The organism is Nostoc sp. MS1 (assembly GCF_019976755.1).
Taxonomy (GTDB): domain Bacteria; phylum Cyanobacteriota; class Cyanobacteriia; order Cyanobacteriales; family Nostocaceae; genus Trichormus.
The window spans coordinates 6,750,372-6,767,470 of record NZ_AP023441.1; the positions used below are offsets into that span (position 1 = coordinate 6,750,372).

General features: G+C 38.2%; 13 protein-coding genes. 4 read left to right on the forward strand and 9 right to left on the reverse strand.

The features are described from left to right. Positions 1-663: 663 nt before the first annotated feature. The 4 genes from NSMS1_RS29235 to NSMS1_RS29250 all read right to left on the reverse strand — a co-directional run bounded on the left by NSMS1_RS29235 (position 664) and on the right by NSMS1_RS29250 (position 5,537). Positions 664-849, reverse strand: a complete 186-nt coding sequence (locus tag NSMS1_RS29235) for a hypothetical protein (RefSeq protein WP_224088362.1) — start codon at positions 847-849, stop codon at positions 664-666. A gap of 4 nt (positions 850-853) precedes the next feature. After that, positions 854-3,973: a filamentous hemagglutinin N-terminal domain-containing protein gene (locus NSMS1_RS29240; protein ID WP_224088364.1), complete on the reverse strand. Its 3,120-nt coding sequence runs from the start codon at positions 3,971-3,973 to the stop codon at positions 854-856. Between the two features lie 424 nt (positions 3,974-4,397). Then, entirely contained in the window at positions 4,398-5,186 is a 789-nt protein-coding gene (locus NSMS1_RS29245) for a DUF1868 domain-containing protein (protein WP_224088366.1), read from the reverse strand. 123 nt (positions 5,187-5,309) lie between these two features. Beyond that, on the reverse strand, positions 5,310-5,537 hold the full coding sequence (locus NSMS1_RS29250) for a pentapeptide repeat-containing protein (RefSeq protein WP_224088367.1): 228 nt from the start codon (positions 5,535-5,537) through the stop codon (positions 5,310-5,312). Between the two features lie 73 nt (positions 5,538-5,610). Here NSMS1_RS29250 and NSMS1_RS29255 point away from each other — a divergent pair, with 73 nt between their 5' ends. Then, on the forward strand, positions 5,611-6,849 hold the full coding sequence (locus NSMS1_RS29255; protein WP_224088369.1) for a hypothetical protein: 1,239 nt from the start codon (positions 5,611-5,613) through the stop codon (positions 6,847-6,849). A 121-nt stretch (positions 6,850-6,970) separates the two neighbouring features. On the opposite strand, the gene NSMS1_RS29260 is transcribed toward NSMS1_RS29255, so the two are convergent. After that, complete coding sequence (locus NSMS1_RS29260; protein WP_224088371.1) at positions 6,971-9,352, reverse strand: VIT domain-containing protein; 2,382 nt, start codon at positions 9,350-9,352, stop codon at positions 6,971-6,973. A 273-nt stretch (positions 9,353-9,625) separates the two neighbouring features. Here NSMS1_RS29260 and NSMS1_RS29265 point away from each other — a divergent pair, with 273 nt between their 5' ends. Beyond that, positions 9,626-10,057 (forward strand): ATP-binding protein, encoded by a 432-nt coding sequence (locus NSMS1_RS29265; RefSeq protein WP_224088373.1) that lies wholly within the window; start codon positions 9,626-9,628, stop codon positions 10,055-10,057. A gap of 81 nt (positions 10,058-10,138) precedes the next feature. After that, positions 10,139-10,753 carry a hypothetical protein gene (locus NSMS1_RS29270; RefSeq protein ID WP_224088375.1) on the forward strand — a complete coding sequence of 205 codons (615 nt, stop codon included), beginning with the start codon at positions 10,139-10,141 and terminating at the stop codon, positions 10,751-10,753. A gap of 7 nt (positions 10,754-10,760) precedes the next feature. On the opposite strand, the gene NSMS1_RS29275 is transcribed toward NSMS1_RS29270, so the two are convergent. Next, positions 10,761-11,815 (reverse strand): IS630 family transposase gene (locus NSMS1_RS29275; RefSeq protein ID WP_224085966.1). Its coding sequence is split into 2 segments (ribosomal slippage): positions 10,761-11,420 and positions 11,423-11,815, totalling 1,053 coding nucleotides; the frame shifts between segments, so codons are not numbered across the junction. Positions 11,816-11,842: 27 nt separating this feature from the next. Between NSMS1_RS29275 and NSMS1_RS29280 the strand changes: the two genes are divergently transcribed. Then, a complete protein-coding gene (locus NSMS1_RS29280) occupies positions 11,843-12,508 on the forward strand; it encodes a hypothetical protein (RefSeq protein ID WP_224088377.1) in 666 nt (221 codons plus the stop codon). 626 nt (positions 12,509-13,134) lie between these two features. Here the strand turns inward: NSMS1_RS29280 and NSMS1_RS29285 are convergent. The 3 genes from NSMS1_RS29285 to NSMS1_RS29295 all read right to left on the reverse strand — a co-directional run bounded on the left by NSMS1_RS29285 (position 13,135) and on the right by NSMS1_RS29295 (position 17,049). Continuing rightward, positions 13,135-14,097 carry a class I SAM-dependent methyltransferase gene (locus NSMS1_RS29285; protein WP_224088379.1) on the reverse strand — a complete coding sequence of 321 codons (963 nt, stop codon included), beginning with the start codon at positions 14,095-14,097 and terminating at the stop codon, positions 13,135-13,137. A gap of 271 nt (positions 14,098-14,368) precedes the next feature. After that, the gene (locus NSMS1_RS29290; RefSeq protein ID WP_224088381.1) at positions 14,369-16,753 is read right to left on the reverse strand and encodes a tetratricopeptide repeat protein; all 2,385 of its coding nucleotides are present in this window, start codon (positions 16,751-16,753) and stop codon (positions 14,369-14,371) included. A 44-nt stretch (positions 16,754-16,797) separates the two neighbouring features. Further along, a complete protein-coding gene (locus NSMS1_RS29295) occupies positions 16,798-17,049 on the reverse strand; it encodes a hypothetical protein (RefSeq protein ID WP_224088383.1) in 252 nt (83 codons plus the stop codon). Positions 17,050-17,099: the final 50 nt, after the last annotated feature.

The following is a 17,099-nucleotide window of genomic DNA, read 5'->3' on the forward strand; positions in this document are numbered from 1 at the left end:
TATAGTAGTGTTGTCTTTTCACTATCAGAAAAAACTATTGATCTAACCTTATCAGCAGCAGTAACTATTTAGTATTCACTAATGAAACTTTTGAAAACGTACTATTTACGGTAGAGCTATACACAGAACAAAGTATAGTACGCGGATTTGAATCATTTAAATTATGATTCTCCCTTCATATTCCATTAAAGCCTTTTATTGCTTTTAATGCCACACATACTAAGTGATTTTACAAAAGTAGTGTAGATTATCAACAATCTAACTCCAATACTTTTAAACAGCTTTTAGCTTGATACAAGCCCTTATTTAGCTGTTAATTACTAACAAGGGTTGTTTCTAATACAAGACTTAGCAGATAGGGGTAATTTTTTGGTTAATCAAGTGGGTTTATATACTTCCTTTGTATAAATACTCTAAACAAGTAGTAGCATACCACATTTATGTAAAAACACTTAAGAACTTCAGTTTATAAAAAATTTATATAGTCTTTGATGTCAAAACATACTAACAAAGCATTGTAGAGCAAGGATTTTATAACCTATGAAAGCTTCAGGATAAATAAACTAAGTATTACCAAAATTTTATATATAGAAAAATATAAAATTTTTCCATGAAAGAATATTTATTTATAATGAATTAAGTAATGGCATTAATGTTTGATACTTAGTCAATTAGACTTACGTGTGTAAACAGTTTGTAATTTGCTGGATATATAAAGATAAGTAAGCAGGCGATCGCCATTTTTCCGCTTTGTTTAGCAATCAACAATAGATCATAGTAGTAGATAGGTTTTGGTTTATCGGCTGTTTCTAGACGTAATTTATAAATAGATTGTTCCCCCCTCATCATGTTTTTAGCCTCTATTTTCACAAGAAGCAGCCGCCAATCCTGAAGGATGATGTGTTACTTGGGGTGCTTGGGCAGTGAGAACTAAATTACCTTTGGCATCAATAACCCAACCTTGAGCCTCAACAATATTATTGACAGAAGTATCTGCCAATTTTGTCAGATTAGTTTCTTTCTGGGCTGTATGATTGGCATCATTCACTGTAACCCAATCGGCAATTACTGAATTGTTATCTAAAGCTTCATAGGGGTTTTCTGGTACACCACCCCGTCCGGTGATAATAAATTGATTCTGTATTTGTGCTGTCGCTTCACCATTACGACATTTTTGATAGATTTGCCTTGATATATCAATCGCATTTGCTGGGAGTTGGGTTAAGCTTTGACTAGGATCAACATCAGGGCTAGTAATTTCTACAGTACCACTTAACTCTGGGCTGGCTCCGGTAGCGGTGATGTCACTGTCTGGGGTAGGTGCATTACGGAATTTTATCCCAAAAATAGTTTGAGCATTAATTTTTACCTTACCACCACGAAAGTCAGCAGAGTTAGCACTAATATCACTATTTTGGCTAGCAACTAGAGTGTTAGTGTCAATATTGATATTGCCACCGATAACATTTTCACCTGTGGCATTAGTTGTGATATTACTACCACGGGAGAGGATGAGATTTTGCGATCGCACATTAATGTTAGCCTGTGATTGCTTAGGATCACTGCCATTACCACGAGTATCGGCATTGATAAAAGCGTGATTGTCCAGACGGATAGAGTCCGCATTAATATCTAAGTTACCCGCACTCCCCGTACCATTACTGCGTACAGCGACTCCAGCCCCCTGCCAAATTTGCAATAAGTTAGCGTTAATCATCAAGTTACCAGCACTACCTGTGGAGTCGGAAGTTGCTACAGCAAATAAACCACTGGAGAATAAATCTTTAGGCGCAGTACCAATTAGTTGTATTTGTGTAGCCTTGACAGACAAATTACCCCCGTTACCCGAACCAAAGGTACTAGTACTAACTTGTGCGCCATCGCGTACTAATAAGTTAGAAGTCTCAATTGTTAAATTACCTGCATCTTTTGTAGCGTTACTATTAGCTTGAGCAAACAAGCCACTGGGAGAATTTCTTGCAGATACACCAATTAGCTGTATCCCTTCAGTAGCTTTAACAAATACATTCCCACCCTGACCAGCACCAAAAGTACTAGCACTGACCTGTGCGCCATCTTGGACTAACAAATTACCAGTGAAAATTTCTAGAGAACCTGCACTTGTCGATTTCGTTACCATAGAACCAGCCCTGGTAAATAAACCACTAGTAATACCATTGGCAGCAGTACCAATCAGTTGCACTTTATCGGTAGCGTAGATAGTTAAATCCCCACCTTGACCTGTAAGGAAAGCGTCCGTACTAATTAAGCCCCCATACTGTGCTGTTAATTCACGGGTATTAATTGTGATATTACCTGCATCACCAGAAGACATAGCATCTGTAAATAAACCACTAGGTAAACTTCCTCTGGCTTTTACTCCGGCGATCGCTAAATCTTGTAATGGACTAATAGGCTTAGGTACTGGTTCATCCGTATTTACATCATCTAGCCAGTCTCCAGTAATTGTACCATTTTTAGAAGTACCTATTATTTGTACTGACTCAGTTGCATTTACAGTTAAGTTACCGCTTTTTGTACCACTCAAATTTCGTGCAATTACCTGCGCACCATCTTCAACTTTTAAAATACGAGTATTAATTGTCAGCTTTCCCGCTTCTGCATCTCCATTAGCTTGAGTAAAGATACCACTAGGATATATTTCATCTAAGGAGCTACCTTGTAATATTACCGAATTAGTAGCATTGATTGTTATACTACCTTTAATTGGCGTAGTTAAACCATCTTTAATTGGGCGATTAAAAGGAACAATTCCAACAAATGAAGGAGTCGAATTAGTAATAATTTGTGAATTATCTTTAACTATTAAATTACGAGTATTAATGATTAAATTGCCGTCTTCTGAAGAATTAGCTTTAGCCGTAGCATATATCCTAGTAGGTAAATCTACTACATTCCCTATAATTTTCACTGAATCTGTAGCATTTATCGTCAAATTGCCCCCATTTGCAGCAATCAGCGATCTATCTTGTACTAATAAATTGCGTGTGTTAATAGTCTGAGTTGCCGATATTGCATCAGTATTACTAGTAGTGATGTTACTTTTACTTATTAGTTGAATACTATCTTTTGCATTGACGGTTAAATTATTCACCGCACTAATATTAGCATCCTGCATGAAAAGATTATTACTTGTAATATCGAGGTCTCCTAAACTGTTAATGATAGTTCCTGAGTTTAGGTGAATATTACCCAATTCAGGTACATTATCAAACTTAAATAAAAAACCTGGATTTGTTGCAGAGATACCCACAAAACCTGTTGATGCTACACTGCCTAACTCGATTCTGCCTTCAGGTTTTAAAGTACTAAGAAAAGCGTCCTCTACGATAATTTCGCCTCCCAACAAAGCTAAAGTCTGATTACCTTCAACTTGTAGTGTTGTAGGCTGAACTGTGGGTGTTCCCTGTACTTGAATGCTGCCAGGATTAGTACCATATTGCAAACCAATAGGAGTAGTAACATTGAGTAAAGGGTTAGTATTGGCTGGTTTAGCACTAAATTCACCGCCCTCAGCAAACCGAATACTATTAGCGGTAGTAGCAACAAAAGAACCCTGAATGTTTAAACTGGCATTAGGGCCAAAAATAAATCCATTAGGATTGATTAAAAATAGATTGAATCTATTATCAGCTTTGATAGTTCCATCAATATTGGATCTTTCTCCACCAGTAACTCGACCAAAGACATTTTCAATATTTCGACCACTATCGAAGTAAGCAGTTTGTCCTTTTAGTAAAGAAAATTTCGTAAAACTATGAAAGAGATTATTGCCTACTGCTGTTCCACCATTGATAAGTATATTTTCATTTGACTTATCTGGAGTGACGATGGTATTTTCAGGCAATGTATTGTCTGGAACTATCTCAGCTTTGAGAATATCATCAAAGCCAATTACTGTACTTATACCCAAAATAATAGAAATACCTGCTGTAACACAACGGCGGCTCATGTTCGCTGACGTTAAAAAAGTTTATCAAAACCTAGTGTACTCTGATATGTGTATATGTATTGAGTAGTTAGTATAATTACACATTTTCCCCCAGGACAAATAATAAAAGCTCTATCCAGTTTTGTTATGAGTCAGTGGCAAAGGATGGTTTCATAACACTTACGCTTGGGTTAGGGTATTAAATTAATAAGTAAAATGTCACATACGTAAAAACAATAAAAATCCTCACCTACAAACAGATGAGGATTGTATGAATCTAATTTTTATAACTGACATCAAATTTGGCTAACTTCTAAAGATAGGTAATAGTTCATCAGAAATTGTTGTGAGCATTACCAACCCATACAGAAAATACTAGAGTTGCAACGAACATACTTACGTTACCTTAGTAGCAATTTTGCCACATCATGATGTTTAAGTTTAATTAAAAATTTAAACTAGGCCAGTCTGGCTGACGATAATAGCGCGTCATATCGTCAAACTTTCGCAACTCCACTCGACTGATGACAAATTCTGGCGTATTTAACAGCCAGCTTTGATTGAACTGTGATAATGTATCACTCAGTTTTGTTCGGTCTAAATCTGCTGATATCTCCCCAAAATAACCCAATGTGACATGAGCCGTTAGGTGATAATGTTGTTCAATTCCTAATCCTATTAACTTGGGATTTTGATAAACTGTACGGCGGAATTTAATAATCTGTTCGTAGCAACGTTCATCTTTGGGTACTAAACAAGCAGCAACCGCCCTTGGCATTATCATCAAGCCCAGCATTTGCCAAGAAATCGGCTCATTTCCTGGTGTCAGCGATTCTTGATATTGTTGTAATATCTCAGCTACGCAAGAGCGTAAATTTTGGTCAAAGTCAGGATTTTGTTCGCAAGCATCCCGATAGGCGCTGTCCCAAATCAAGTCTGCCAAAGTTACATGAAAGCTAGCAGGCGGTACAGGAACTATCAAATCATGATTGATAGGTATTTGTAATAATTCCTGTTGGTAAGCCTCTAATTGCTTATAAAAAGCAGAATTTTCTGAATCTTCTGCCGCAGATGGGGTAATTAGTGTATACCCAGGAAAAGGTGCTGCTTGTCTAGATCCCTCAACTGGCTGAAATTTATAAGATTCCTGAATATGCTGGACTTGGGATCTATACGCTTCTGGTAGCGTCAATCTTGCCACCCGATTTAGGTAAGTTTGATAGTTATCGTCCAATCTACATTGCCTCGCGCTCTCACTTGATAGATTTTAGAAAAAATTACACAACTTAAACTGAGTGATTTAATAAGTATTTAGCTTATTCTTAAAGAAATGTTATCAGTAGAAGTCATCAATCATTTAATTAAGATGCCATTTGCCAAACTCGACACATTCTAAATTAGCATTGCTCAAGTCGGTATTTCTTAAATCAGCATAGTAGAAAGCGGCAAGTTTGGTATTGATACCTATGAAACTAGCGTCTTCAAAAATCATGCCTCTCAGGTTAGCGCCTTCGAGTTGAACCGAAGCAAAACTTCTCTCTACTTTTTCATAACGTTGCCGTAACTCCTCAATAGTTATCTTCATGTATAAATGTATCTTCGTGAAACAAGTAAGGTTACATAATAGTCAACGAAGATAAATAGTAGTTGAGCATAATATGTTTGCCAGAGTCCGCCGTTTTGTCAATCGTGTTCTTAACAATTCTAGAAGAATTAACAACGAACCTCTAAATAGAGTAAGTCTGATTGTAATTATTCTGATTGATATTTTTATATTAGTCAATGTCTTTATTGGTTTAAATGATATTAGTGGATGGCATCTTAGCCCCTCCCAAGCTTATCCATGTTATGCACAATGGCAGACTTACCGTACAGAGACTAGTAAGGATAAAGATTATAATATTCTTAGAGAATTGTTACTTTATAAGAATAGTAATCAACCTAGTCAAAAACAGATATATCAAGAAACAGCCACAGATCATATAGGACAAGTTTCGCCAATCTGTTTGCAGTATGCAGAGTATGTAGATAATATTAATATTCCACAAAATCAGCAAGCAATCAAAGCAATTGATGATAGACAATCAAAAATTAGTAATCTTCGACAAGCTAATAGCAGGATTCGTGCTGAGTACGACTCTACACTCTTAGAAAAAATCGCCGGACAATCTCGTGAGCAGTCGATTAATCAAGTCGGTGCAGAAAAAGCTAAACAAGAATTAGAAAAAAATAATCGTAATATATCTCAGTTAGAACAGGAAATATCTAATTTAAAAAATGAACTAAAACTGAAACCAGAAAGTAGCGAGTTGATTACATTTCTGCAAAATGGTGAACAATTTTATCAGATTGAACAAGGCTATAAACGAGCATCATTTTGGTATCCAAGTATTCAGTTTGCTTTTCAGGCTCTATTTTTGTTACCACTAATATTTATTGCCTTATTAGTTCACCAATTTTCTCAGCGTCGCCGTTATGGTCTTGTCGCTCTTATTAGTTGGCACTTATTGGTCATATTCTTTATTCCCCTAATTGCCAAAATTTTTGAATTTCTTCAATTTGGGGCAATTTTCCAATTTTTATTTGATGTTATTAGCGCTATTTTCGGTAGTTTACTTTTCTTAGTCAGCTATATCTATATATTGCTGATTCCCTTAATTGGTTTTGGCATTATCAAGTTCTTTCAAAAAATTGTTCTTAATCCTAAACTACAAGCTGTTAACAGGATTCAAAAATCACTTTGTGTTAGGTGTGCTAAGAAAATCCGACACAATGATGCCTATTGTCCACACTGCGGTTATTACCAGTACGTTGAATGTCACAATTGTCATGATTTAACTTATAAGCACTTACCACACTGTAAGCATTGCGGTAGTTCACAAGAAAGGGAATTGTAGGTGGGAGGGAGTATTAGGACAGCGATCGCAGTATTGTTAGTAAGTACAGGGGTGTTTTATCACGGACTAAAGCGCTATGGTTCAGGTAAGTAAAAAACCGGGATATACCCGGTGTTAATGATTATGATTGAACTTGAATAGTGATGAGGACGGTAGCTGTGAGATGATTATGAGGTCGCCAAGCTAAAAGCGATCGCCTAATCAAATCAATCACCTGTTGTTCCTTCAGCGTGGAGGCCTCCTCATCTAGTACTACCTGGGTAAATCGTCCTTTATTCAGTTGCAATTCCCAAAACAAACTACCGCTAAAACCAACAGGTATGTACAATGCTTGCACAAATCCAGTTAACAAAGTCGTCATTTGCTCATCTAATCCCGTAATGCTGACAACCTGTAGACGCGGGGTAAGAGGAATGGGTGAAGCTGCGCCTATTTTTGGTGCTGGCGGATTTCTCAGACTTTCATCCGCAGGTGACAAACTGTAGAGAATATCTCGTGTTTCTGCTGGTGCGCTTGCTTGTGGAGGTGCAGGTGGTTGTATGCTTCTTCTACGTTGTAAAAAATCAGGAATTTCCAGGGAAGTATTAACACTTGCAGGAGCAGCACTATAAGCAACGCTACCATAAATACCTTGATGGCTGACACCTTCAGGCATTTCTACAGGTACTTGCACAGATACAGAAGCTTGAGTGGAATCAACTCGTACATCATCACTAACGGCAACAAAAGCCGTGTATTGAGATAACAGTTGATAGGTAAGTGCTGTATCCGTCACTGCTGTCACACCTGACTTAGTATCACCACCAACCATTTGATTCATTAAATCCTTGATGCGGGAACGTCCCCAAAGTTGCGCTACAGCAGAATTAACAGTTACAGAGAAATTCAAATCGAAAGTCTGTTGATAGCGCATCCCACCAGCCGCAATTCCCGTGATGTGCAGTTTACCACCACGCCCATCAGCTTTACGACCAAATAACACTAATGGTTGTTCGGCAAATAAATCTGGTGGTGTGGTAGGGTAAATTATTGGCGCTTCGCCATCACCCTCCCATTGCAAATTGATGTTTGTCAGCACAGGGTTATTAATTTGGCGGCAGAATTTTTCTACCACTTCAGCCGTTGGTTCATCTTGGCGAATAATCCGCGCTGTACCCCGTCCCACCTCTGCAATGCGGTTGAGTAGGAAGCGATTAACAGAACTACCTGCACCGAAACTATAAAGGCGGTTTCCTGGTTGGAGATATCGTTGCAACTCCGTAAGAATTTGGTTTTCGTTACCGATATAGCCATCGGTGAGTAAGACAATACTCCGCAACCGTCCTGGATCTGTGCTTGGGAAGTTTAAAACAGCACGAATCCCTTGTAACATTTGAGTTCCCCCATTTGCATTCAACCGATTAATGTAATCAAGCGCCAGTGTGCGGTTGTGTGCTGTATTGACGAGGGGAACTGGTGAAAGTTGGCGAGTAGTATTAGAAAAATCAATAATGCTGAAAGTATCATCGCTGTTGAGTCCATTGATAAAGCGGCGCATCAATTCCTGACACTGCATCAACGGCGCACCCCTTTGGGAACCAGAAGTATCGATGAGGAATACCACATCTTTAGGAACTACTTGTTTTGGAGAGTATGTGAGGGCGGGAATTAAGTATAAGGCAAAGTGTCCACCCCGTTCATCAGCTTGAGTGAGGACGCTTGCTTGAGTCACTTCACCTGCTACTTGATAGCGTAAAATCATGTCTTTGTTAGGAATTGTATCCCCAGGCGCAAGTGTAACCCGCACCACCTCTCCTGCATACATGATCTGGATTTGGTGAGAAGGCGATGTCACACCTCGAATTGCCACACCCGCGTCAATTTCCACCATCACATTAATATCATGACGAGAGCGAGTTCCCGACGGTAAGATGGGAGCATTCAACCGTGAAGCATCAGGTACTAAATCAGTATCTTGATTTTGCATCATTGGTGCGATCGCAGAAGCCCCATCTACTGCATTCTCATCAAGAGTTATCCCAGGAATATAACGCGGCCCCACCACCATCGGAAAGACAAACTCATAATTACCACTCTCAAATTTGAGGCTGTCTGTATAGCGAATAATGACATCAATTTGCTCACCCGGTTTGATGTTTGCCAAAGATTGGGTAAAAATATTATCCCGTTCCTGTTCCAACAACCCGGCGGTGCGCCCTTGTTGCTTGGCTTGCTCGTATATTTGTTGAGCTTCTTGGCGTTTTTTAATACTCCCTTTAATAGTAGTTTCCCCAATGCGAATCAGCATATCATCCACGGCTGCCTCATCCGGTAAGGGAAAGATGTAGACAGCTTCTAGGGTAGTAGTGAAAGGATTTTCAAAAGTTTGGGTAACTTCCACCCGCGAAATATTACCAGTAACTTTGGCTTGTACTTCTGTATGTTTGAGGGGAAAGGCGATTTGCTGTTGTTCCTGGGTTTGAACATACAAGCCAGCCGCTTGGAGTTCTTGGGTTGGAGTCATATTAGTAACCTCACGCTTTTTTCTATGTTTCTAGCGTAGGCGCGTTCACTTGGCAGATATGCTCAGTTTTGTGTTCAGTTCATGCTCAGTCATTTTTTAAAAAGAAAAAGATGACTATAAATTAATTTACCCCTAAATCTTACTTAAAAAATATTTTTTATACAGTGTACTATAAATTATAGTATTCTTGTACTTACATGCTTATTGTGTGTGAGCTTAAATCAGAGATATAAACCATCAAAGCTCATTCTATATTTTTTTGAATATAAAATTATGCATACACAATCAGGAAAGCCTTTATTAGAGCTAGCGACAGCATATAAGTCTTTGAGAGATTCTGGCTTCGATTTCTCAACTGCTGTTGGTGAACCAATTGATAACGCGATTCAAGCACAGGCAACTAAAATACGTGTAATTACAAAAACAATAGAAAGAGATAATCATAACTCTAAAAAGAAGTTACCTGTTATTCAACAGGTAGCTATTGTCGATAACGGTTATGGTATGAATGCAGACGTGCTTCATGGGTGTCTTCAGCTAGGTTATTCGACAAGATATAACGATAGAGAAGGTATTGGTCGTTTTGGTGTAGGAGCTACTCTCGCCGCCATTTCTCAGTGTAAGCGAATTACTATTTTTTCACGTAATAAATCTACAAGTAGTTTTCTTTCAACCTATATTGACATAGATGAAATCGCTACATAAGACCAGTCAGAAATACCGTATCCTACTACAAAGAAACCAGATAAACACTTAGATTCTCTACTAAATGAGAGTCCTGGAACAATGGTTATATGGGATAAATGTGATCGACTAGCAACCGATCCTAATGGAAGACCGATTAGTGCTGAAATACTTTTGAATGAACTTAAGGAGTGGATATCACGTGCATATAGATATTTTTTATGGGATAAAGTTGAAATTTACTTAAATGAAGAGAAAATAATTGCTCATGATCCACTTTATATCAATCCAAAAGGTACAAAATTTATAAATGATGAGCCAGCAAAGAAAGCATTTTCTCATTTTCTAGAGTGGCCAGTTCCAAGTAATCCTAATAAAACTTCTAAAATAGAAATTACTTTAACACTGCTACCAGAAAGTTTAAGACCCAGACGTTTTGTCGGTGGAGAACTTCCCGCCGTAGAACGCAGAATTGATAAAAATGAAGGTATTTCACTTCTCCGACATAGAAGAGAGGTAGCATTTGGTAACTTTTACCCAATGCTACCTAGTGTGATTGAAATAGATAGATGGTGGGGATGCGAAATTAATTTTGAGCCTGAGTTAGATGAATGCTGGGAAGTAAGAAATGTTAAGCGTGGCGCTCGCCCTATACCTGAACTCAGAGAAGCGATAAAAAGACTAAGTAAGTCGTGGAGAAAATTTATAAGTATGTAACAAAGAATTAAGCAGAAGAATAAGAGTTAAATTTTACACGTTGCGTACTGTAGTTTCCCTTTTCTCCTCTATTTTGAACTCCATCAATGACAGCATAGGCAAGGTCTAATTCATCCTCAAAACTTTGAGAAGCTAGTTCATTTTTTTTCAGGTGTTGCCACTCCAATTCAATTGGATTCATCTCTGAGCAATATTTAGGTAAAAAGAAGATGTACAAACCCATCTCTTCCCACTTTGTCCATAATTGCTGAACTTCTTTGCACCGATGTATCGGGCCGTTGTCCTGAACGATGACTCTGATACGACCTGCTTTTTGGGCTTCAAGTGCTTCAAGCTCCATCATTTGAATATAGGATTTGCGTGAAACGCCACCAATCACTAGACCGTACACAAAACTAATTAGGGGTTGAAGAAACCCAATAATACTTAACCTTCGACCCCGACGCTTACTCTGCTCCAGGCGTTTTTGCTGACCTCGGAAGTAGTAACTGTAACTGGGTTCACTCCAGGCACAAAACCCTGATTCATCCATATACTTTAAATCGATTTCTCCAGCAGCAGCAGATAATTCCAACATCTCTAAGTCTGCCTGTTTGATTTGCTGCAATACTTTGTCTTGCTTTCCTTTGTGGCTTTTTCTAGTTCGCTTCCAAATGACCCCCTTTTTTTGAGTACCTGCCTTAACCAGTCAGGACTCAATTTCACGGAGCGTTCTTGCTCTAATTTTTGGGCTAATTGAACACTATTATATGTACGTGGTTCTTGCTCCAAGCATTTTTCTAAGAACGCCATGTCAGCTTCTGCCCACCTTGATTTTCCTCCCCGCCCTGCTTTCTCCCACAGTCCTTCTAGACCTTGTTTTTCCCATCTATGCAAAACTTCTCTTACTGTTTGGGCAGTCCAGTCAAAGTGATCTGCTATCTTCTCTACGTACCAACCATGTGCGCTTAATCTGATCACTTCGGCTCGGTCTTTCACTTTCTGGGGTACATCTGCCGTTCTCAGGTTGAACAAAATTTTATCTTGCTTAGGAGTCAGAAATACCCTTAAACGGCTGCCCATATCCCTGTTACCTTGGTAGACACATTTATGTATTTACTTATCTTTACACACTTTGGTTTTTTCACCTTGTTCTACTTACTCAGTAAAAAAGTTCTTGATTTAAGGAAAGAAATTCAGGAATATTGGAAGAGAGTCGATGCTGCGAACGCTCAAGAAAAAGGCGTTCACACACCAGCAGAAGATATTGTTAAAGAAGTTGAAAAAACTGTTAAACCTGCTGTTCAGGCAGGAAAAGTTTTATCCCCAGAACAAAAGGAAGAGAAGCGAAGAGAAGTTATTGAAGATCCCGAAATTCCTGAATATGAGAGAACTGTATTGCGCCAAAAAGTTGTTGGGCCCACTCCCCTACCAATATCAATTAAATCAAAAGCAATGGCAGGTGCAGAGTTTATGGAAACAGATCATATAGGTAGTGGTCAAATTGTTCTTACTTTTAATAAGGAACATCCATTTTTTAGTGAAATTTATAGCAAGCTAGAAGAACTTGAGCAATCGGTTGATGAAAATACACAATCTACAGCTCTAGTTATTAGATATGCTATTGATTTACTACTTATGGCTTATGGACGAGCTGAAAGTATGATTGACCTAGATAATCCAACAATTAATGAAGTAATGACAGAGCTTAGAAGCTATTGGGGCGTTCAATTGAGGAAATATATTAAAAAGCTGGCTGATGATCAGTATCAGTAATGGAAAGAGCATATCAAATAGAGGCAAACATCCTACGGAGTTTAATTCCAAAGGATAAGATTGGTGTTTATGTACTAGGAAATATCAGTCTTAGCCGTTTTTATCCAATTTATATAGGTCGCTCTGATAAATGTTTACTGACTAGATTATTGACTCATAATTATAAAGATAAAGCAACTCATGTGGCTTGGCGGTTGACATCATCAATACGTCAAGCATTTTACCAAGAGTGTTGCTTATACCATACGTATGAGGAACAGGGTTTTCTAAATGACATTCATCCAGCAAGCCCCAAAGGTAGCAGGCTAATCTGTCCAGTATGTTCTTATACAAATATGGATATCCAAAGCCTTATAAGTAACTAAAGAAATATAATCCTAATAAGCAACTAATTTACTTAAACATGAACGTTAATAACTATACATTTTGATGTGCAATTACCAGTATAATAAGGACTATTGCGAAAAGCAACTGCTGTGTGTGAAGTTGTTAAACGTAAACTGATTGTACTGTATTAAAAATCCTTGAGGAATACTGTAGGGAAACCTCAAGGACAGAAATTGATGTTTTGAATGAGTTGATTAACGAGCTATCACATCAAGTTAAGCATCAATCATACCTGTTGTTTAACTATGAAAAGTTTTCTTATTGGAGAAATTCTGTTTTAAGATTTTTGGTAGCCAAAAAATATAATCATATACTTGTTGTGCTTGGCTATACATTGAGAATAGTTGTGCTTCACTGAATAAAGTATATGGTTGAACTGCTTTGAGAACTGCTGTAAATTTATCTGTTTTTTTAGATTGAACTGTACCACTCACAGTATAAGACTGTAAGTGTGGAGGCAAGTGCCAGTTAATTGTATGATCTGGTTGATGTATTACAGGCTCAACATTTCCCCGCCATGCAACACCCATAATCTGCATAGTTTGATAAACCATTGTCTGCCAACCTTTAGCTCTCAAATAGTCCAATCCTTGACCAACATCAGGCGAACTTAAATCATGAAATAAAATTAGCGCATCGTCTTCTGCGAGTTGTTCACAAATAATCGTATCATTGAGCGGTGCTGGTGCTTCGTGATGACCATCTATAAATATTAATGACCATTTACGTTGTAAATTATTAGCTATTTCTTCTACAGTTTGAGGGCTATATCCAGGAATAAGATTCACTGAATCTTTTACTCCCGCACGCTGTAATGAATCTGTAACACTTTCGTTAAATAATGGTTCAGATAACATAGGGTCGATAACATCTAGCTCTACCCCTCCTAGAGCTAAATGACAAGCAGACCAACCCATCCAACAACCTATTTCTAGAGCTTTTTTACCAGAAAATTTTAAAGCTGTGTTGTAGAGAATATGAGCTTCATCTCGGCTGACGAACCCAACATAAGATAGTCGTTTATCTACATACAAATTATGAGGAATATTTCGCCGCAAGTAAAGCCAAGAAGAATCATATCTATTTCCTAAAACCATATTCGGAAAACATAAATCTGGTTGCACAGTAAAAAATCCTGGTGAAACATAATCTCCCTTGGGAAATGAATTAGATTCAATCTCTTTAACCGTTACTTCGCTCATTTAGCACTCTACTTTAATATTTGAAATTATTGAGGCAGGCAACTCTTTTGAGCTTTAGGATTTCCAGCCAATATCTGAAAATCCTAAAGCTCAAAAATTCTTTACAATTAAAAACTCACGTTGCTATTCGTTAGTTTGTTGAATAATACGTGCTTATTACTCAAACTTAATTTTTAATTGACAATCCAGCTTACAATTTCCCTCAACATTAAACTAGGTAATTAAATGAATCTTAAAGGTTGGTAAATTTTGTTATTAATAGCTATTAATTTTAATTTTTACTTAGTCTCTCAATAGCTATAGAAATTTTGACAACTTGCCTTGGAGCTTTTATTTCTGTAAATAAATGAATTGCTTGCTGAAAATATCTTTGACCTTGATTATTATTTCCTAGCTTCTCATAAGTCAAGCCTAACTGGAAATAAGCTTCTGCTAAGTCACATTTAGCACCTATTTTATCTAATAAATCTATTGCCTGTGTCTGATGATATAGAGCTAATTGATAATTTGCTTGTTGACGCATGATTTCTGCTAAACCATTCAATGTTTTAGCTTTAACCTGCATATAATGACTCTCCTCAGCAAAGGACAAAGCTTGTTGAAACATTTCTTTTGCCTTAGTGAAATCTCCCAAGTTGACATAAGTTTGACCTAATATTTGGATGAAATAGGCAAAGCTGCCACTTTTGACTAGTTTCTCGTTTTGAATATTTTGATATGCTATATCTGCCAACGTATAGGAAGCGTCACAGAAACCTAAGTATGAATTTGTTAAAGCTAAACATACAGAAGCTTTTTCTGACCAGCGATGATGGTCTGTATTTTGTGCCAGATAAATTACTTCTTGAAATAACTTTGTAGCTGTTTCTAGTTCCCACAAATCTATTTTGTACAAACCAATACTTAGAAGTGAATCTACCTCTAACATTCTGAGATAATAGACTTTATGTTTATTCTCTGGCTGAGGTACGAGTGATTTAAGTGCCTGGGTTGCCTGAGTAATAGTCCTTTCTTGGCAAGCGATCGCCTGACCAATATCCCCAGTTATCCAATACAAATCACCCAAAATATTATATAATTCGATAATGTTTTGGTCTTGCTCAATATTATTAACAACTTGATTAATCGCAGTGAGAATTGGCTGAATTAACCCCATACGATACAATGTACTCCCAAGGGGTAAAAACTGTTGCCATTGATTATGACGACTTTTGAGAATAACCTTACCCGCTAACTCAAATTCATGAATTTCTATATAGTGATAATATGCTTCTAAAGCTTGCAAAGCATCTTTAAATGTTGCAATTTTAGGAACACTAGCTGTCCAGAACTCTGCTGCTTTATGGTTAGCAATTTCCCACTCATCACTATTGCGTAAACGAGCGATCGCCTCAGCACGAATCACTGGATGCAGCCAATATTCGCCTTGATAGCACTCTACCAAAGAGCGGTTTTTCAGGGAAGCGATAACTTGACGATGTTCAGCAGGCGGAACATCCCACAATAAACAAAGCAGTGCAGACGAAGGGATAGTGGCTATATCTTGATAACGATAGCAACCCAAACGACAAAGCAGGCCATAAGCTTGTGGGTCAAGGGTTTGCAGTCGGTTAATTTGACTGACTGCTAAATTTTTTAAATCCGTTGCGGCTAAAGGATCAGCGTGATTTTCTTGCCAATATAACGACATATCACCGCCAAAGTCCTCTTGCATCGCACCGCAGAGAATACCCATTGCCTTGGCATTACCGCCGTAGGTACGATGTATCTGTTGCAGTGCAGATAAATTGATAGTGACCCCACGATCGCTAAAATACCTCAGCCATGCCTTTTGATCCAAACCCGGCAGCCGATAATGATGTACATTTAACCCAGGTTCACACAAGCGATCGCGGCTGGTAATTAGCGTTACAGATTGCACCCTCGCATCAGCCAAAACCCGCAACAATTCTACATAACTGCGGTGTGACAGAATTATCTTTCCTTGTTGGTCTAAAGCTGGTTCAAGATTGTCAATTAATACCCCAATCCGCCGATTATGTAGTTGGCGCTTGAGTCTTCCCAATGTTACCCCAAACTCTACCCCTGGTTCTTCACCAAAGTCTTGTTTTAGCCATTCCTCTACTACCCGTTCCGCCGAGGTGATGTTCTGGGTTTCCTTCGCCATCAACAGTTCTAAAACTAATTCAAAACCTTGATGAAGATATTGCTGCGCCAGAGTAGTTTTACCTAAACCCCCCTCACCTTGGATAACAATCACCTTCGACCCTTGATTTACTAACGTATTCAGGTGTGCGATCGCATCTTCTCTACCCAAAAAATTGCTATCCTCTGGTTTGCTAGGGAAAGATTGAGCCAATTTTGGGTAATCAATCAGGACTGAAATAGCCGTAGTTTTCCTGAGAATCCGTTCTAAAGTGGCTCGACAATTATTTTTAGTAATTTTCTCCCGCAGTACCTCAGACAGCAACTTCCATAACTGTGACCCAACATCCTTAGCGTGTCCTTCCGTACAACCATAAGCATGGGCAATATCCAAGTATTTTCTACCCAACCAAACCTGCTGAAGAATAACTTTTTGCAAATCGCTCAACCGTTCCCCGGTCTGAGCAGGAATTATGGTATCTAACCATGCTAATGCTGCTTCAGCGTCCATGATGTAACGATGAGGGTAGTAAAATTTGAGAACTATAAATTAATCTACAATTCCTCTATGCCAATTTTCAGATAAGATTTTGTAAATCCGACTTTTTTCCCTACTTTTGTGACCAATAGTTCCTTGATGGTACAAGCCCCCCATTTCGCTATGGGGTCAAACAATTTTAGATTTTGGATTGACGATTTTGGATTGACTGCATCCCCTTGTGGGTGCAGCTTGGAGATTTTGGATTGACGAAGCAGCGCGATTTGTTCCGCCCACCAGGGGCAGGGCTTGAACCAAAAATAATCCAAAATTCAAAATTTAAAATCTAAAATTAGTACGGTCAATCCAAAATCTAAAA